The sequence below is a fragment of the Falsiroseomonas sp. CW058 genome (assembly GCF_050563535.1).
In the GTDB taxonomy this organism is placed as follows: Bacteria; Pseudomonadota; Alphaproteobacteria; order Acetobacterales; family Acetobacteraceae; genus Falsiroseomonas.
Genome location: NZ_JBNXUO010000006.1, coordinates 161,561 through 178,446 on the forward strand (window position 1 = coordinate 161,561; position 16,886 = coordinate 178,446).

Sequence of the window (16,886 nt, forward strand, 5' to 3'; positions counted from 1 at the left end):
CGCACGATGTTCTTCGGATCCTCCTTCTTCTTCTGGCTGGTCGCCGCCGCAGGCGCGGCGCTGGCGCCGTGGCACATGCAGCAGGACGGGCTGGCGCTGTCCAACCTGCTGGCGCTCGGCGCGGAGGACCCGGAAGCCGCCTCCGCGCTGGCGCAGGCGGCCTGGCACGGGCGGTGGTGGTTCTGGCCGGCGCTGGCCGGCATCGCGCTGGCGCTGCCCGGCGCGCTGCCGGCCGGCCGTGCGGCGACGCGCGCGCGCTTCCTGCTGCTGGGCGGCGGGCTCGGGCTGCTCGGCATCGTCGCGCAGGGGCTCGCCATCGGCGTGCAGGGCTGGAACCTTCCCTGGCTCGAGGTCCGCTTCGGCGAGCTGGGGGACCGGCAGTTCGGAATCGGGCTCGGCGGCAGCATGGCCTTCCTCGGCTGCCTCGTGATGGTGACGGACGGGCTCGCGCTGCGCGGCTACTTCAAGGGGGACCGCTTCGTCTCCGGCGCGGTCGGGCTGCTGGTCGCCTCCATCGCGGTCTTCACTGCCTGGCCGGTGCTGACGATGATGGGCCAGATGTTCACGCCGCGGCCCGATATGGGGGTCGCGGCCTCGGTGGTGGACCGGCTGGCGGACCGCAAGATCTGGGGCCTCGCCTGCCTCGGCTCCAATGTCGGCTGCGGGGTGTTCTGGAACACGCTGCTGCTGGCGACCAGCACCGCGACGGCGGCGACGGTCCTCGGGCTCTGCTTCGCGCTGATCGTCACCCGCACCGGCTTCCCGGCGAAGCGCGCGATGCGGCTGCTGACGGTGCTGCCCATCATCACCCCGCCCTTCGTCATCGGCCTCGGCCTCATCCTCATCTTCGGCCGCTCGGGCGTCGTGAACCAGATCGTGGAGGCGATGACGGGCGTGCAGCTCGGCCGCTGGATCTACGGCTTCGACGGCGTCTTCCTCGCCCAGGTCTTCTCCTTCACCCCCACCGCCTTCCTCGTGCTGATCGGCGTGGTGGAGGGCATATCGCCCACGATGGAGGAGGCGTCGCAGACGCTCCGCGCATCGAGGATGCGGACCTTCCGCGCGGTGACGCTGCCGCTGATGGTACCGGGGCTGGCCAATGCCTGGCTGGTGGTCTTCGTGGAATCGCTGGCCGACTTCGGCAACCCGATCGTGCTCGGCGGGTCCTACGGCGTGCTGTCGACCGAGATCTTCTTCGCGGTCGTCGGCGCGCAGCAGGATTTCGGGCGCGCGGCGGTGCTGGCCGCCATCATGCTGGTCGTCGGCCTCGCGGCCTTCCTGTTGCAGCGCGCGGTGGTCGGGCGGCGGTCCTATGTCTCGGTCACCGGCAAGGGCGATGCGGGGCTGCCGCCCGGCCTGCCGCGGCCGGTGAGGATCGTGGCCTTCGCCATCGCGATCCCCTGGGCGATCCTGACGATCACCGTCTACACCATGGCGATGGCCGGCGCCTTCGTGCGCGTCTGGGGTCGCGACTGGACGCCGACGCTCAGCCACTTCCAGCGCGCCTTCGCCGTGGAATGGGCCGCGGATGGGCGCATCCTGTTCTCGGGCGGGGCGTGGCATTCGCTGTTCACCACGATCGAGCTCGCCGCCACCGCGGCGCCCATCACAGCCGGGCTCGGCCTGCTGGCCGCCTGGGTGCTGACGCGGCAGAAATTCGCCGGCCGCACGGCGCTGGAATTCGCGCTGATGCTGACCTTCGCCGTCCCCGGCACGGTGATCGGCGTCGCCTACATCCTGACCTACAACATCCCCCCGCTCGAGATCACCGGGACGGCGATGATCCTCATCGCCTGCTTCGTCTTCCGCAACCTGCCGGTCGGCGTGCGGTCCGGCGTCGCGGCGATGAGCCAGCTCGACAAGTCGCTCGACGAGGCCGCGATCACGCTCCGCGCTTCGACCTTCCGCGCGCTCACCACCGTCGTGCTGCCGCTGCTGAAGCCGGCCATCGTCACCGCGCTGGTCTATTCCTTCGTCCGCGCGATGACGACCGTCTCCGCCGTCATCTTCCTCGTCTCGGCCGAGTACGAGATGGCGACGGTCTTCATCATCAACCGTGTCATCAACGGCGACTACGGCCTCGCCATCGCCTATTGCGCCGTGCTGATCGTGCTGATGATGGCGGCGATCGGGCTGATCAACCTGGCGGTCGGCCGCCGGCGGCTCGGCCGCCGCGCCGCCGCCGCCCGCAACGCCGTCCCCGCCGGAGGCCCCGCGTGACCCTTCCCATCCAGCCCCGCGCCGCGGAAGTGCGGCTCCAGGGCGTCGGCAAGCGCTACGGCCAGGTGCAGGCGGTCAAGCCGCTCGACCTGGTGATCGAGGGGGGCACGCTGGTCACGCTGCTCGGCCCCTCGGGCTGCGGCAAGACCACGCTGCTGCGGATGATCGCCGGGCTGGAACAGGCGACCGAGGGGCGCCTGCTGATCGGCGGGCGCGACGTCACGCTGCTGCCGGCGGGCGAGCGCAACGTGTCCATGGTGTTCCAGTCCTACGCGCTGTTCCCGCACATGTCGGTGCTGGACAACGTCGCCTACGGCCTCGTCTCCTCGGGCCTGCGCCGGCGGGACGCCCATGCGAAGGCCGAGGTCGCGCTGGAGACGGTGGGCCTGAAGGGCTTCGGCACCCGCCTGCCGTCCGAGATGTCGGGCGGGCAGCAGCAGCGCGTCGCCGTCGCCCGCGCCCTGGTGCTGGAGCCGGAGGTGCTGCTGTTCGACGAACCGCTGTCGAACCTCGACGCCCGCCTCCGGCGCAGCATGAGGGAGGAGATCCGCGCGCTGCAGCAGCGGCTCCGCCTCACCGTCGTCTACGTCACCCACGACCAGTCCGAGGCGCTGGCCGTTTCCGACCGCATCGTGGTGATGCGCAACGCCGAGATCGCGCAGGCCGGCACGCCGGACGAGCTCTACACCCAGCCCGCCTCGGTGTTCGTCGCGACCTTCATGGGGGAGGCGAACCACATCCGCGGCCGGATCGACGCGGTGGAGGGCGACACCGCCGCCGTCGCGCTCGACACGCTGCGCATCGCGCTGCCGCATCGCGGCCTGGCCCCCGGGGCGGTGGACCTGGTGGTGCGGCCGGAGGCGATCCGCATCGTCGCGCCGGGGGAGGGGGATGCGCTGCCCGCCACCGTCTCCCGCGCGACCTACATGGGCTCCCACACCGAATACTACCTCTCGACGCCGGTGGGCGAGTTGTTCGCCCTCGGCCCCGACCGCCTGCGCCGCCGCGCGGCCGGCGAGGCGGTGGGCGTGCGCTTCGACCCGGAAGGGGTGGTGCTGGTCCGTCCCTGACGCCGCACCCCCGCGCTGCCCTTCGCGCGCCCGGCAATGAACCCGCCGCCCCCTCGGCGCGTCTCCGCCGCGTCCACCGGTGGAGCGCGCGATGTCCGACACCCCAACCACCCTTCCGGCCGCTGGGCGGGATGCGGCGATGTCCGCGGCGCTCGCCCGCAACTGGTGGGCCATCGCCCTGCGCGGGGCGCTGGCCATCCTGTTCGGCATCGCGGCCATCGTCATGCCGGGCGCGGTGCTGCTCTCCCTCGCGCTGCTGTTCGGCGCCTACCTGCTGGCCGACGGGGTGCTCGGCATCGTCGCCGCCATCCGCGCGGCGCGGGCCGATGAACGCTGGGGGCTGCTGCTCGGCGAGGGGGTGCTCAACATCCTGATGGGGCTGCTCGCGCTGCTGTTCCCGGTGGGGGCGGTGTTCGGCTTCGTGCTGGCGACCGCCGCCTGGGCGATCGTCTCCGGCGGGATGATGGTGGGCGCCGCCTTCCGGCTGGAGAAGGACCGCGGGCGCTGGTGGCTCGGCCTCGGCGGGGTCGTCTCCGTCCTGTTCGGCATCGCGCTCGTGCTGTCGCCGCTGCTGGGGGCGGTGGTGCTGACCTGGTGGCTCGGCGCCTATGCCCTCGCCTTCGGCTTCGTCCTGCTGGTGCTGGGCTTCAGGCTGCGGGCCAGGGGGGGTGCGGGGGGTGGTCAAGTGGGCAGCCAGGGGGGCGGGGCGGTGCAGCAGCCGGCCTGATGCCGGCCCCGCCGGCTTCCGCCCTGCGGCCGGCCGCGGGGCGGGCATGATCCTCCCGCGAAGCGTGATCGGCCGCGCCCCTACCGCGCTGCCGCCCCGTCCCAACCTGCCCCGGATGCCCGACGTCTTCATCAACCGCATCGGCACCGCCGTGCCCCGGCACGAGGTGCATGGCGCCTTCCGCGCCTTCGCCGCCGCCCGCACCGCGACCCCCCGCGACCGCGCCACCTTCGCGCGCATGGCGGAACGCGCGGGGATAGGCCGCCGCTGGTCCGTGCTGGAGGCGTCGGAGCCCGAGGGTTCCGGCACCGCCTGCGGCTTCTACCGCCAGGACGGCACCTTCCCCACGACCCGCGCCCGCATGGCGCGTTACGAGGCCGAGGCGCCGCGCCTTGCCGATGCCGCGATGGAGCGGCTCGGCCTCGGCGCGGAGGCGGGGCGGATCACCCACCTGGTGATCGCCACCTGCACCGGCTTCGTCGCCCCCGGCCTCGACCGGCACCTGATGGAGCGCCACGGCGTGCCGCGCCATGCCGAACGCACGCTGGTCGGCTTCATGGGCTGCCAGGCGGCGATCAACGCGTTGAAGGTCGCCTGGCACACCGTGCGCAGCGAGCCGGGGGCGCGCGTCCTCGTCCTCTGCCTCGAACTCTGCACGCTGCACCTGCAGGCGACGAGCGCGCTGGACCAGCTGCTCTGCTTCCTGCTGTTCGCTGACGGCGCCGCCGCCGCGGTGGTGTCGGCGGAGCCGACCGGGCTGCATGTCGAGGGCTTCCGCAGCGCCGTGCTGCCGGATTCGGGCGGGATGATCACCTGGCGCATCGGCGATGACGGCTTCGACATGACGCTGTCGGGCATGGTGCCCTTCACCCTCGCCCATGCCCTGCCCGAGTGGCAGGCGGAGATGCTCGGCACCCGCAGCGTCGCCGAGGTCGATCTCTGGGCGGTGCATCCGGGGGGCAGGACGATCCTCGATTCGGTGGAGCACGGCCTCGCCCTGCCGCAGGGCGCGCTGGCCGAAAGCCGCGCGGTGCTGCGCGACCACGGCAACATGTCCTCCGCCACCGTCATGTTCGTCCTGCGTGCGATGCTGGAGCAGCGCCGGCCCGGCCGCAGCGGCTGCGCCCTTGCCTTCGGCCCCGGGCTCTCGGCCGAGGCCATGCGCTTCGCCACCGTCTGATGCCCCGCCGCCTCGCCCCCGAGATCATGGACGATCCGGGCCAGTCCGAGGCCGATTTCTCGGCGGCGCTGCACGACCTCGAACGCCTGAACCGGCTGACCTTCGCCCATGCCCCGCTGCTGCGCTTCCTCGACCGCGTCCTGCGGGAGGAACGGCCCGCCCGCCTCTCGCTCCTCGATGTCGGCGCGGGCGGGGGCGACGCGCTGCGCGCGGTCGCCGCCTGGGGCAGCAGGCGGGGCGTGGCGCTCGACCTCTGGGGCCTCGACCGCAGCCCCTGGGCGGAGCGCCACGCGCTGGCGCGCGGGACGCCGGCGCGCTGGATCACCTCCGACCTGTTCGACCTCGACCCCGCGCGCCGCTTCGACCTGGTGACCTGCTCGCTCTTCGCGCATCACCTGGACGATGCGACGCTGCTGCGCTTCCTGCCCTGGCTGCGGCGCCACGCCATGCGGCGGTGGCTGATCACCGACCTGCACCGCCACCCCATTCCCTGGGCCGCGGTCTGGGCCGGCACGCGGGCGATGCGGATGCATCCGATGGTCACGCATGACGGCCCCGTCTCCGTCGCGCGCGGCTTCACCCGCGCCGACTGGGTGCGGCTGGCCTCCGAGGCCGGGGTGCAGGCCGAGATCCGCTGGGTGCTTCCCTTCCGCTGGTCGGTGAGCGGGCCGGGCGGCGGCGCCCTTCCGCCATGAGCCGCCCCGTGATCCTCGGTGCCGGCCCCGCGGGCTGCGCCGCCGCCATCGCCCTTGCCCGCGCCGGGCGCCGCCCGCTGCTGCTGGAGCGCGAGGCGCGGCCGGCGGAGAAGGTCTGCGGCGAGTTCCTCGCCGCCGATGCCGCCGCCGCCATCGCCGCGCTCGGCCTCGACCTGCCCGCGCTCGGCGCGGTCCCGATCGCGCGCGGCGTGATGGCGGCTGGGCACCGCCGGGCGGCGATGGACCTGCCCTTCGCCGCATGGGGCCTGCCGCGCGCCACGCTCGATGCCACCCTGCTGGCGCTGGCGCGCGAATCGGGCGCGGAGGTGCGCGCCGGCACGGCGGCGACGGGGGCAGGGAGGCTTGGGGATGGCTGGCGGCTTCGCCTGGCGGATGGCGAGGTGCTGGACGCCACGCAGCTGGTCCTGGCCACGGGCAAGCACGAGTTGCGCGGCGCGCGGCGCGGCGCGCGCGGGGGCGCCATCGGGGTGAAGCTGCCGCTGCGTGGCGTCGGCGTGGACGGCACCATCGTCCTGCTGGCCTGCGCCGGCGGCTATGCCGGGCTGCAGCCGCGGCCGGGCGGCGAGGCCAATCTCTGCGCCGCGCTCGACCCCCGCGCGCCGGGCGTCGCCGCCGCGGCGCGGGACGGGCGCGCCTTCCTCGCGCATGTGATGGCGGGCTCCTCGCTCGCCGAGTGCCTGCTGCGGGATGCGGTGCCGCTCCTGCCGCGGCCGCTGACGGTGGCGGGCGTGCCCTACGGCTTCGTCGCCCGCGGCGGCCTGCCGGGGATGTTCCGCGCCGGCGACCAGGCTGCGGTGATCCCCTCCTTCTGCGGCGACGGCGTGGCGATGGCGCTCGGCTCCGGCCGGCGCGCGGCGGAGGCGATCCTGGCCGGCCGCGACGCGCCGGCGCACCACGCGGCCTGGGCCGGCAGGATCGGCGGCGCGATGCGCCTTGCCGGCCTGCTGGGCGGCCTGGTGACGCGCGCGCCGGGGCTGCTGGTGGCGGGCGCGGCACTTTCCCCCGGCCTCGCGGCCTGGGCGGCCCGCCGCACACGCAGCGGCTGACCCCGCCGGCGGATGGCCGCGGGACGACGGCAGCGGACCGCACCCGGCGTCAGGAACGCCAAGGGAGGGCTTGACCCCCCGCGATGGTGCCGCCATACGCGGGCGCACTGCGTCCCGTTCGTCTAGAGGCCTAGGACACCAGCCTTTCACGTTGGCAGCACGGGTTCGAATCCCGTACGGGACGCCACTTCCGCACTTCGCTACCTGTCTCTCCCCAAGGTAGGCCCGCCGGGAACGGCCGGTTCCGCGGGATTTTCGGGGACAGGTTGGCGGATGCGCAGCGGGAAAAAGGCGGCGAGGTCCCTCTCTGCGGCCCCAGTTTCTCCGAACCTGGCGACTTGGGCGATCAACCAGCCAAGCTGAAAGCCCCAGGAAGTCCTTATTTTCCCGCGGCTGAAGTGGGGCGGAGTTAGCGGGGCGCATGCCCCGCCGAAAGACGCCTACCTGTGTTAGCGTCAGTGTGCGACTGGAAGCAGCCCTTGCAGCCCGGTGTGCGCCAACGCTGGCGCTACCGGTGCAACCAGGGTCAGGTCAGAACTGAACCGCACGCTTGCTACACCCGGCGGCAAGTCGCCTCGAATGGCGGGCACGTGCCGGAGATCGAACCACCTCAAGCTTGCCCGGCAGGTGGCTTCGTCGAACGTTGCGTCCAGCGTTTCCGGCAACGCGGACCCCATTGTTGACGCGACCGTCTCGCGCAGCTTCACGGCGGCCTCCGGCACTGCCGAAAGGCGGGCCTCGATCCGATCGAGGAGGTCACGCACCGTGGTGCCGCCACCGGTCGCCTCGCCGACCACCCCGTCTCGCGCCTCGACGAGTTGCTGCCGTGGAAGTAGAAACCCACTCCTGCTCGACTTGCGGACGCGGCATAGCGCCATGGCCACGACTGGCGAAACCCGGATCGCCGTGATTGGGAACAGCGGCGGCGGCAAGTCCACAGTCGCGCGGCATCTCGCCATATCGAGGGATTTGCCGCTCGTGGAGGTCGATGCGCTGCTCTGGCGGCCGGGCTGGCAGCTCTCTCCGACCGCCGACTACGAGCGTGCCCACGCCGAGGCGATCCGCCGTGCAAGCTGGCTCGTCGAGGGACTTGGACGACTTGAGTCCATCCCGGACCGGCTCCACCGCGCGACCGAGATCATCCTCGTCGACATGCCGCTGGAGGTGCATGTCCGCCTCGCATCTGAGCGACATGCGGCCTGGGAGGCTGGAACGCTCCGCTTTCCACCAGCCTCGATGTTTCAGCCCCCACCGTTGGCCGCACTGCTCGAAACCATTCAGGAGGTCGATCGGACCTGGATGCCCGATATCCGACGCTGGGTGGCGAGTGCCGAGAGGGGTGGCACCGCCGTGACGCGGGTCACCTCACTTGCTGAACTGCAGTACCTCGGTCGGGACTCGCTCTGAACAGCCAGAACATCCGCGGCCGTCACCGGACGGATACTATTCCGGACATTCCTGGGGCGGTTCGCGCTGACCTCGTTCCTCGGCCTCCGTCCTGGTCCGTTGGACCCGAACCTTGACCTGGGATCACTTGGCGCGGCGATCGCGGCGCGTAGCGAATTCGAAGGCTACCAGGGGCACCACGAGGAGGCGTTGCTGGCGGCGTGGTTCGGGCGAGACCGCATGAAGGACATCATCATGCGGCGGCGCCGGCGACGGTTGAGTGGTCCCGCCGGAGCGGGAGGGCCAGCGTGATCGCCCAGCAGACTGCCAGCAGCGTCGATGCGCCGATCAAGCAGCCGGTGACGCCAGCCAGTTCGTAAAGAAGCCCGGACAGCAGGATTCCACCGAAGCGGCCAGCGGCATTCGCCGCATAATAGAAGCCAACGTCCTCCGCCGCCTTCTCGCTGCCGGCGTAGGCCAGCACGAGATAGGAGTGGACCGAGGAGTTCACCGCGAAGAGGACGCCGAAGACGCAAAGTCCCGCCGGTACGAAGAACTCGGGCGCCGGCACGCCTGCGATCATCATCGCGGCGAGCACCGCGGGCACGGCAGTCAGCGCGAGGGACCAGGCGCGCGCGGCGGGAACCTCCGCCGACAAGCCGTCAGCGCTGCGCCGGACGAAGGCCGGAGCGGCCGCCTGGACCACGCCGTAGCCGATCGTCCAAGCCGCGAGGAAGCCGCCGACCATGGTGAAGGTCCAGCCCGAGGCGTAGAGGAAGACCGGCAGGCCGACCACGAACCACACGTCCCGCGCGCCGAACAGGAACACCCGCGCGGCCGCCATCAGGTTCACGCCGCGGTTCTTCGAGAACAGCTCCCGCGCGGACTTCGACGCCTTCGCCCTCCCCATCATCGGCGGGAGCGACAGCAGCACCCCGGCGAGGATCACGGCCAGCGCCGCCGCCATGGCCCACAGCGCGCCCCGGAAGCCCAGCGCCTCCAGCAGCAGGCCACCGAGGAAAAAGCCGAAGCCCTTCATGGCATTCTTGCTGCCGGTGAAGAATGCCACCCACTTGAACAGACGCCCGGAGGCCTCGCCGGCCGTCAGCTTGATCGCGCTCTTGCTCGCCGTCTTGGTCAGGTCCTTCGCCACCCCGCAGACGCCCTGCGCCGCGACCACCCAGGCGACCGAGAGAGCGGCAGACCAGGCGGGCGAGACCACCGAGAGCAGCAGGAAGCCGGCGATCTGCGTGGTCAGCCCGACGGCCAGCATGCGCGCGATGCCGAACCGCGTCGCCAGCCAGCCGCCGATCAGGTTCGCACCGATCCCTGCGGCCTCGTAGAGCAGGAAGAGGAAGGCCAGGGTGAAGGGCGAGTAGCCGAGCCGGAAGAAGTGCAGCAGCACCAGCATCCGCAGCGCGCCATCGGTCAGTGTGAAGCCCCAATAGGCCGCGGTGACGATGGCGTAGTTGCGGGTCCCCGAGGAAGACGGGACGGCGGCGCTGCTGCTCATCCCGTCAGATCCCGGCCTCGGCCATGTGGCAGGCGAGGCCGACCATGCGGCAGGCGTAGCCCATCTCATTGTCGTACCAGGCGTAGACCTTCAGCAGCGTGCCATCGATGACCAGGGTGCTCGGAGCGTCCACGATGGAACTGCGGGTGTCGCGGGCGTAGTCGGCGCTGACCAGCGGTCGCGCCTCGTAGCCCAGGATGCCGGCGAGCGGGCCCGCGGCGGCGGCCCGGAACAGCGCGTTGACCTCCTCGGCCGAGGTCTCCCGGGCCATCTCGAAGACGCAGTCGGTCAGGCTGGCGTTCAGCACCGGCGCGCGCACCGCATGGCCGTTCAGCTTCCCCTTCAGCTCCGGATAGATCAGCGCGATCGCCGTCGCGCTGCCCGTCGTCGTCGGCTGGAGCGATAGCATCGCGGACCGCGCCCGCCGCAGGTCCTTGTGCGGGGCGTCGGTCACCACGTTGGTGTTGGTCGGGTCGTGGATGGTGGTGATCTGACCGTGGCGGATGCCGATCGCCTCGTGCACCACCTTCACCACCGGGGCGAGGCAGTTCGTGGTGCAGGAGGCCGCGGTGACGATCGGGTGCCGCGCCGGGTCATACAGGTGATGGTTCACGCCGACGACGATGTTGAGCACGCCGTCGAACTTCACCGGCGCCGCCACGATCACCCGCTTCGCGCCGCGCTTCAGGTGCCCCCCGATCGTCTCGGGGTCGAGGAACTTGCCGGTGCACTCCAGCACCAGGTCCACGCCCAGATCGCCCCAGGGGATCTCGGCCGGGTGCGGGTGCTCGGAGAAGGACAGGCGGCGGTCGCCGATCCGGATGGCGTGCTTCCCCTCCGCCGCGATCGGCGCGCGCCAGCGGCCCTGTACGCTGTCGAACTCGAGCAGGTGGGCGGTGGCCGCGGCGCCCCCCTTGATCTCGTTGAGGTGGACGACCTCCAGCCGGTTGCCCCGCCGCGGGTCGTCGTCCGGCCGCTCCGCCGCGCCCAGTGCGGCGCGCCGCGCCAGCCGTCCGATGCGGCCCATGCCGCTGATGCCGACCCTCATGGACATCTCCCCCTTTCCGCCGCCTATCGGGCCATCGCGTGCGGATCGGCCAACTCGTCCACTCTCGCCTTCAGCGCCATCCGGTCGAGCGAGGCGAAGGGGAGACTGGTGAGGATGCGGAGGCGGCGGTGCAGCGCGGCGTAGAGCTCGTTCAGCAGCGTGGCACGCTCGGTCGCGCTGCCGGTGAACTTCGCGGGGTCGGGCAGCGGCCAGGCGGCGGTGACGATCGTATCCCCGAAGTCCGGGCAGAGCTGGCCGGCCAGCGTGTCGCAGAGCGCGATGACGAAGTCGATCCGCGGCGCGCCCGGCCCGGTGAACTCGTCCCAGCTCTTCGACCGCAGCGTCGAGACGTCGTGGCCAAGCGCCTTGAGCTGGCTCAGCACCTCGGGCAAAGGCCCGTTCTCGCTCGGCGCCGAGCCCGCAGAGAAGGCGCGGAAGCGGCCCTCGCCGACACGGTTCAGGATTGCCTCGGCCATGATCGAGCGGGCCGAATTGCGCGTGCAGAAGAACAGCACGTTGAACACGGGCTTTTCCATCCTGGCAGTCTCCCCTCCGGTGTCCAACAGTCGGTGCAGGTCGCCGCAGCGTGCGGGATCGCCGTCGCAGCAGGCCTCGGCCAGGAAGGCGACAAGCGCGCGCAGCCGCGCCAGTTGGGCGGCGTAGATGAGGCTGCGGCCGTGCCGCGTCGCGGCGACTAGGCCAGCCGTCTCCAGCGCCTTGAGATGGAAGGACAGGGTGGAGGCCGGAACGCCGAGCCGCACCGCGATCTCGCCCGCGGGCAGTCCGGAGGGACCGGCCGCCAGCAGGCTGCGCATCAGTTCGAGCCGGGTGCCCTGCCCAAGGGCGGTGAAGCCGGCCGCGGCCTCGTCACTATCCATGCTTCCAGAATAGTCGAATTAATGCTGCTGTGCGTGAAGGTTGGATGACGACGCCGTCGGCCACCGTGCCTATGGCGACGCCGGCGATCCCGCCGCAGGTTCTGACCGGGCCATGTCGAGGGCCAGCGCGTCCGAGATCCCGGCCACCGCGCCGCGCGCGGCCCGGGTGATGCCGGCCAGCGTCGCGGAGGCGGTACCCGTCCAGTCCCCGTAGCCGAGCAGCCAGAGCCGAGGCTCGGAGGTCGCTCGCCCGTCCGACCCGGCCCGAGCCCGTCCGTCCGGCCCCGGCACGCCGAGCGGCGCAAGATGGTCGAGCGCCGGGCGAAAGCCTGTGCACCATATGATCGCCTCGGCCGGCACGCGGGTGCCGTCGGACCAGACTGCGCCGTCCGCTTCGAGGCATGCGAAGGGCCGCAGGCTGCGTGTCAGGGCGCCGCGTGCCCGCGCCTCCCGCACGGGCGGCACCATGACGATGTCGCCGAGACCGCCGCGCGGCTCGGGCGGCGGGCGCCCCTCGCGCTCGGCCTGCCAGCGCGCCGTCGCGCGCTCGAACAGGACCCGGCCGTCCACCTCGTCCGGCAGGAAGACCGGCTCGCGCTCCGTCACCCATGTGGTCCGCGCCACCTTCGACAGCTCGGCGATGATCTGCGCGCCCGAGTTCCCGCCGCCTACGACCAGCACGGCCTGGCCGGCGAAGTCCTCTGGCCGCCGGTACTGCGCCGAGTGGACCTGCCGGCCCTGGAAGACGTCGCGCCCGGGCACATCGGGGAACCAGGGGCGGTTCCAGGTGCCGGTGGCGCTGATGACGGCGCGGGCACGCCAGGACCGGCCATCCGCTGCCTCGGCCAGGAGGCGTTCCCCGTCGCGCCGCACCGCCACCACGCGCACGGGTCGCCGCACCGGCAACGCGTAGCGGGCCTCGTAGGCGGCGAGGTAGCTCACCACCGCGTCCCGCGGCGGGTAGCCGCCACCCTGCGGCGGGGGCATCGGCCAGCCCGGGAGCGAGCTCCATTGCGCCGGCGAGAACAGGGTCAGCGAATCCCAGGCGTGCTGCCACGCGCCGCCTGGGGCAGCGGCGTCGTCGAGGATGATGAAGGACAGGGGCGTGCGACGCAGGAAGTAGCCCGCGGCGAGCCCGGCCTGCCCGCCACCCACCACGACAACGTCGCGCGCCTCCGGCATGACCACATCGGGCACGTCCGTCACGCCGGAGCAGTGCGCGGGAACCAGCGCCGTCCGAGCCGGAGCGCGACGCCCACCAGCAGGATCAGCACCGGGACCTCCACCAGCGGTCCGATGACCGTAGCGAAGGCAACCGGCGAGGCGAGGCCAAAGGCGGCGATCGCCACCGCGATGGCGAGCTCGAAGTTGTTCGACGCCGCGGTGAAGGCGATGGCGGTGGTGCGCGGGTAGTCGGCCTCGATCAGCCGCCCCATCCAGAAGGAGACCACGAACATGACGAGGAAGTAGATCGCGAGCGGCACGGCGATCCGCAGCGCGTCGAGCGGCAGTCGCACCACCTCGCCACCCTTCAGCGCGAACATGGCGACGATGGTGAAGAGCAGCGCGCCGAGCGTGATCGGCCCGATGCGCGGCAGGAAGGCGCGCGCGTACCAGTCCTCGCCCTTCCGGGCGACCAGCAGCCGGCGGGTCAGGAAACCGGCCGCGAAGGGCACGCCGAGATAGAGTAGCACCGCGCCGGCGATGGTCCCGAAGGAGACCTCGACCACCTGCCCTTCGAGGCCGATCCAGGGCGGCAGGACGGAGAGGAAGAACCACGCGTAGGCGCCGAAGAAGAGCAGCTGGAAGATGCTGTTGAAGGCGACGAGCCCCGCCACGTACTGGCTATCGCCGCGCGCGAGCTGGTTCCAGACCAGCACCATGGCGATGCAGCGCGCCAGGCCGATGAGGATCAGGCCGGTCATGTATTCCGGCTGGTCGCGCAGGAAGATCACGGCCAGGGCGAACATCAGCACCGGCCCGATCAGCCAGTTCTGCACCAGCGACAGCGCCAGCACGCGGCGGTCCGCGAAGACCTGCGGCAGCGCCTCGTAGCGGACCCGGGCAAGCGGCGGATACATCATGAGGATCAGCCCGGCCGCGATCGGGATGTTGGTCCCGCCCAGCGACAGCGCGTCGAGGGCCGCAGGCAGCCCGGGCACGAGCGAGCCCAGCGCGACGCCGAGCGCCATCGCGGCGAAGATCCAGAGGGTCAGCCAGCGGTCCAGGAAGGACAGGCGACGGGGCGCTGAATCGCTCATGCGCGCCTCTCCCCCGGGCAGCATGCGGTCAGCGGCAGCGCCGCCTCGATCAGCGGCGCACAGGCCTCCGGCCGTCCGCCGCAGCACTCCTCCACGAGGAAGCCGATCAGGTCGCGGACGCCGCCCGCCTCCACGGCGTAGATGACCTGCCGGCTCTCGCGCCGGGACGCGACGAGGCCGGCCCGCACGAGGATGGCGAGGTGTGTCGACATGGTGTTGTGGGGCGCGCCGAGGCGCCGGGCCACCTCGCCGGCGGGAAGGCCTTCCGCTCCCTGCCGGATCAGCAGGCGGAAGGCGCGGAGCCGGGTCTCCTGGGCAAGGGCGCCAAGCGCCTCGACGGCAGATGTTTCGTCCATCTGTCGAGAATAATGGACAGGATGGGTGCAGGCAACATGGGGTGTCCCCGTTTCGCCCCCGAGCCTAGGATCGCCGCGTGTTCTCCCCATCCAGCCTTTCGCCGGCCGCCCGGTTCGCGGCGGCCGTGGTCGCGGCGCAGGTGCTGGTGCAGATCGGCGCCTTCACCCTGCCGGCGCTCCTGCCGCACTACCTGGCCGCCTGGTCGCTCTCGGCCATGGAGGCAGGCTGGCTGATCGGCGCCTTCTTCGGGGCCTATGTGGCGGCCGTGCCGGTGCTGGTCGCCCTGACCGACCGCGTGCCGGCGCGCCGGGTCTACCTGGTCGGCGCCGGGGCGACGGCGCTCTCGCACTTGGGCTTCGCCATCCTCGCTGAAGGATTCTGGAGCGGGCTGGCGTTTCGTGCCTTGGCCGGCGTCGGCTGGGCGGGTTGCTACATGCCGGGGCTCAAGGCCATCGCCGACCGGCTTGAGGGCGACGCGCAGTCGCGGGCCGTGAGCTGGCACGCCGCCGGTGTGGGCATCGCCGGCGCGGCGTCCTTCGCCTTGGCCGGCGGACTCGCAGCCTTCGCTGGCCCGCCGGCCGCCTTCGCCTTCGGCGCTGCCTGCGCGGCGGTGGCCTTTGCGATCGGCGCGGCGGTGATGCCGCGGTCGGCGCCACGGCCCGCCGCGGCGCCGATGGCCCTGCTCGACTTCCGCCCGGTGCTGCGCAACCGGGCGGCCATGGCCTGGATCGCCGGCTACACGGTGCACACCTGGGAGCTGGCCGCGCTCCGCGCCTGGGGCGTGACCTTCCTCGCGGCCGCGGTCGCGCTGCACGGCGCGCCGGCCTGGCTGCCGGGGCCGAGCGTGCTCTTCACGGCCGCTGGCCTGGTTGGCATCGCCGTCTCGATCACCGGCAACGAGACGGCCCAGCGCTTCGGGCGGCCGCGCGTCGTCGCCGCCGCGATTGGCGGAGCCGCCGCCTTGTCGCTGCTGGCCGGCTGGTCGCTGCTCGTCTCGGCGCCGCTGGCCGCGCTCTGCGTGCTGGCCTGGAACGCGGCGATCTACCTCGACAGCTCGGCGCTCACCGCGGGCACGGTGCAGGCGGCGGAGAAGGACAGGCGCGGCGCGACGATGGGGCTGCACAGCATGTGCGGCTATGCGGGCGGCCTGCTCGGCCCCATCGGCGTCGGCCTCGCGCTCGACCTGGCCGGGACCGGCGCGGCGGGTTGGGCGATCGCGTTCGGCCACCTCGCCATCGTCACGCTGGCCGGGCTCGTCATTCTGCGGCGGCTCGGCCGCTCCGCCTGATCGCGAGGGGCACCAATGGGGCGACGAGGGCGAGGTTCACCACGCCCGCGATCGCCAGCGCGATAAGCGTGCCCTCCGGCCCGAAGGCACCCAGCGCCCAGACGCCCAGCATCGGCGCGGCCGCCGTCGCGAGCAGCGTCGGCACGGAGAGGCGCCCCATGAGGATCGCGTAGCCCTCCTTGCCGAACAGCACGAGCGGCACGGTGCCCCGCACGATGGACCGCAGCCCGCTGCCGATGCCGTAGAGGATGATCGCAGCCGCCGCCCAGCCGGGCACGACGAGCAGCAGGATCGCGCCGAGGGCGACCAGCCCGCTGGAGACCACCAGCGTCCAGATCGGGTGCGCACCACGCCCGAAGACCATTTCCAGCACGCGGCCGCCGACCTGTGCCGGGCCGACCAGCGCGCCGAGGGCGACCGCCGCGGCCAGTTCCAGCCCACGCGCCTGCAGCAGCGTGAGCAGGTGGACCGCGATCACCGTCATGACGGCGTAGGCGAGCGTGAAGACGATGGCGAGGAGGTTGAAGGCCAGGCGTTGCTCGGGCGGCAGATGTCCGGGCCGTGCGCCGGCAGGTCCGGTGGCGGACGCCTCCGGCGCGCGTGCCTCCTTCGGCACCAGGAGCAGGTAGCAGGGCAGCACGACCGCGAGGTGGACGAGCGCGTAGGCGAGGCACGCGCCGCGCCAGCCGACCCATGCCTCCAGCAGCGCCGTCAACGGCCAGCAGACCGTGCTGGCGAAGCCGCCGAACAGGGTGACCTTGGTGATCGCGGACCGCGCCGCCTCGCCGTAGAGCCGGCCCAGCGTTGAGAAGGCCGGGTCGTAGAGCCCGGCTCCCATCCCGAGCCCGATGACCACCCAGGCGGCGACGAAGACTGCGAGGTTCGGCGCCGCCCAGAGGCCAAGCTGTCCGAGCGCGATCAGCGCCGCCGCGCCGCCGAGCACCGGACGGCCGCCGTGGCGGTGGATCAGCCGTCCGACCAGCGGCGAGACCAGGCCCGACGCCACCAGCCCGACCGACAGTGCGCCGAAGATCCAGCCGAGCGACCAGCCGGTGTCCCGCTCGATCGGCACGGCCAGCACGGCCGGCAGGTAGTAGGTCGAGCCCCAGGACAGGATCTGCCCGAGCCCGATGGCGGAGATCACCGCCATCCGGGGCCGGTCGGGTGCGTGCGCGACGGCCGATGCCATGCTCACC

The 16,886-nt window shown here is 72.4% G+C and carries 15 protein-coding genes and 1 tRNA gene; 9 read left to right on the top strand and 7 right to left on the bottom strand.

Going from position 1 to position 16,886, the window contains the following annotated elements; genetic code table 11:
- Window positions 1-6: 6 nt before the first annotated feature.
- The 8 genes from ACK8OX_RS07605 to ACK8OX_RS07640 all read left to right on the top strand — a co-directional run bounded on the left by ACK8OX_RS07605 (window position 7) and on the right by ACK8OX_RS07640 (window position 8,366).
- Window positions 7-2,220 (top strand): ABC transporter permease, encoded by a 2,214-nt coding sequence (locus ACK8OX_RS07605; RefSeq protein ID WP_430663364.1) that lies wholly within the window; start codon window positions 7-9, stop codon window positions 2,218-2,220.
- Window positions 2,217-3,290, top strand: a complete 1,074-nt coding sequence (locus ACK8OX_RS07610) for an ABC transporter ATP-binding protein (RefSeq protein ID WP_430663365.1) — start codon at window positions 2,217-2,219, stop codon at window positions 3,288-3,290. The genes ACK8OX_RS07605 and ACK8OX_RS07610 overlap by 4 nt, the downstream gene beginning before the upstream one ends.
- Window positions 3,291-3,381: 91 nt before the next feature.
- Complete coding sequence (locus ACK8OX_RS07615; RefSeq protein ID WP_430663366.1) at window positions 3,382-4,017, top strand: HdeD family acid-resistance protein; 636 nt, start codon at window positions 3,382-3,384, stop codon at window positions 4,015-4,017.
- 115 nt (window positions 4,018-4,132) lie between these two features.
- Window positions 4,133-5,197 (top strand): type III polyketide synthase, encoded by a 1,065-nt coding sequence (locus tag ACK8OX_RS07620; protein WP_430663367.1) that lies wholly within the window; start codon window positions 4,133-4,135, stop codon window positions 5,195-5,197.
- Complete coding sequence (locus ACK8OX_RS07625; RefSeq protein ID WP_430663368.1) at window positions 5,197-5,892, top strand: methyltransferase domain-containing protein; 696 nt, start codon at window positions 5,197-5,199, stop codon at window positions 5,890-5,892. The genes ACK8OX_RS07620 and ACK8OX_RS07625 overlap by 1 nt, the downstream gene beginning before the upstream one ends.
- Window positions 5,889-6,959 (top strand): NAD(P)/FAD-dependent oxidoreductase, encoded by a 1,071-nt coding sequence (locus ACK8OX_RS07630; protein ID WP_430663369.1) that lies wholly within the window; start codon window positions 5,889-5,891, stop codon window positions 6,957-6,959. The genes ACK8OX_RS07625 and ACK8OX_RS07630 overlap by 4 nt, the downstream gene beginning before the upstream one ends.
- A gap of 111 nt (window positions 6,960-7,070) precedes the next feature.
- A tRNA-Glu gene (locus tag ACK8OX_RS07635) sits at window positions 7,071-7,146 on the top strand.
- A gap of 689 nt (window positions 7,147-7,835) precedes the next feature.
- Window positions 7,836-8,366, top strand: coding sequence for a hypothetical protein (locus tag ACK8OX_RS07640; RefSeq protein WP_430663370.1), 531 nt, complete (start codon window positions 7,836-7,838; stop codon window positions 8,364-8,366).
- A gap of 232 nt (window positions 8,367-8,598) precedes the next feature.
- Here the strand turns inward: ACK8OX_RS07640 and arsJ are convergent, their stop codons facing one another.
- From arsJ to ACK8OX_RS07670, 6 genes are all read right to left on the bottom strand, one after another.
- A complete protein-coding gene (arsJ, locus tag ACK8OX_RS07645; protein WP_430663371.1) occupies window positions 8,599-9,858 on the bottom strand; it encodes an organoarsenical effux MFS transporter ArsJ in 1,260 nt (419 codons plus the stop codon).
- A gap of 4 nt (window positions 9,859-9,862) precedes the next feature.
- Entirely contained in the window at window positions 9,863-10,906 is a 1,044-nt protein-coding gene (locus tag ACK8OX_RS07650) for an ArsJ-associated glyceraldehyde-3-phosphate dehydrogenase (RefSeq protein ID WP_430663372.1), read from the bottom strand.
- 23 nt (window positions 10,907-10,929) lie between these two features.
- The gene (locus ACK8OX_RS07655; protein WP_430663373.1) at window positions 10,930-11,784 is read right to left on the bottom strand and encodes a metalloregulator ArsR/SmtB family transcription factor; all 855 of its coding nucleotides are present in this window, start codon (window positions 11,782-11,784) and stop codon (window positions 10,930-10,932) included.
- 69 nt (window positions 11,785-11,853) lie between these two features.
- Window positions 11,854-12,966, bottom strand: a complete 1,113-nt coding sequence (locus ACK8OX_RS07660; RefSeq protein WP_430663402.1) for an ArsO family NAD(P)H-dependent flavin-containing monooxygenase — start codon at window positions 12,964-12,966, stop codon at window positions 11,854-11,856.
- A 20-nt stretch (window positions 12,967-12,986) separates the two neighbouring features.
- Window positions 12,987-14,045 (bottom strand): ACR3 family arsenite efflux transporter, encoded by a 1,059-nt coding sequence (gene arsB, locus ACK8OX_RS07665; RefSeq protein WP_430663374.1) that lies wholly within the window; start codon window positions 14,043-14,045, stop codon window positions 12,987-12,989.
- On the bottom strand, window positions 14,042-14,401 hold the full coding sequence (locus ACK8OX_RS07670; RefSeq protein WP_430663375.1) for an ArsR/SmtB family transcription factor: 360 nt from the start codon (window positions 14,399-14,401) through the stop codon (window positions 14,042-14,044). The genes arsB and ACK8OX_RS07670 overlap by 4 nt, the downstream gene beginning before the upstream one ends.
- Before the next feature lie 77 nt (window positions 14,402-14,478).
- On the opposite strand from ACK8OX_RS07670, the gene ACK8OX_RS07675 reads away from it, so the two are divergent.
- On the top strand, window positions 14,479-15,690 hold the full coding sequence (locus ACK8OX_RS07675; protein ID WP_430663376.1) for an MFS transporter: 1,212 nt from the start codon (window positions 14,479-14,481) through the stop codon (window positions 15,688-15,690).
- Here ACK8OX_RS07675 and ACK8OX_RS07680 read toward each other — a convergent pair.
- Window positions 15,659-16,879: an MFS transporter gene (locus ACK8OX_RS07680; RefSeq protein ID WP_430663403.1), complete on the bottom strand. Its 1,221-nt coding sequence runs from the start codon at window positions 16,877-16,879 to the stop codon at window positions 15,659-15,661. The genes ACK8OX_RS07675 and ACK8OX_RS07680 overlap by 32 nt on opposite strands.
- Between the last annotated feature and the right edge of the window lie 7 nt (window positions 16,880-16,886).

Excerpts from the sequence above, each read along its gene's own strand:
- ACK8OX_RS07655 (WP_430663373.1), bottom strand. The coding sequence starts at position 11,784 with ATGGATAGTGACGAGGCCGCGGCCGGCTTCACCGCCCTTGGGCAGGGC.
- ACK8OX_RS07640 (WP_430663370.1), top strand. The coding sequence starts at position 7,836 with ATGGCCACGACTGGCGAAACCCGGATCGCCGTGATTGGGAACAGCGGC.
- ACK8OX_RS07660 (WP_430663402.1), bottom strand. The coding sequence starts at position 12,966 with ATGCCGGAGGCGCGCGACGTTGTCGTGGTGGGTGGCGGGCAGGCCGGG.
- ACK8OX_RS07630 (WP_430663369.1), top strand. The coding sequence starts at position 5,889 with ATGAGCCGCCCCGTGATCCTCGGTGCCGGCCCCGCGGGCTGCGCCGCC.
- ACK8OX_RS07620 (WP_430663367.1), top strand. The coding sequence starts at position 4,133 with ATGCCCGACGTCTTCATCAACCGCATCGGCACCGCCGTGCCCCGGCAC.
- ACK8OX_RS07625 (WP_430663368.1), top strand. The coding sequence starts at position 5,197 with ATGCCCCGCCGCCTCGCCCCCGAGATCATGGACGATCCGGGCCAGTCC.
- ACK8OX_RS07650 (WP_430663372.1), bottom strand. The coding sequence starts at position 10,906 with ATGAGGGTCGGCATCAGCGGCATGGGCCGCATCGGACGGCTGGCGCGG.
- ACK8OX_RS07615 (WP_430663366.1), top strand. The coding sequence starts at position 3,382 with ATGTCCGACACCCCAACCACCCTTCCGGCCGCTGGGCGGGATGCGGCG.
- arsJ (WP_430663371.1), bottom strand. The coding sequence starts at position 9,858 with ATGAGCAGCAGCGCCGCCGTCCCGTCTTCCTCGGGGACCCGCAACTAC.
- ACK8OX_RS07605 (WP_430663364.1), top strand. The coding sequence starts at position 7 with ATGTTCTTCGGATCCTCCTTCTTCTTCTGGCTGGTCGCCGCCGCAGGC.
- ACK8OX_RS07680 (WP_430663403.1), bottom strand. The coding sequence starts at position 16,879 with ATGGCATCGGCCGTCGCGCACGCACCCGACCGGCCCCGGATGGCGGTG.
- ACK8OX_RS07670 (WP_430663375.1), bottom strand. The coding sequence starts at position 14,401 with ATGGACGAAACATCTGCCGTCGAGGCGCTTGGCGCCCTTGCCCAGGAG.
- arsB (WP_430663374.1), bottom strand. The coding sequence starts at position 14,045 with ATGAGCGATTCAGCGCCCCGTCGCCTGTCCTTCCTGGACCGCTGGCTG.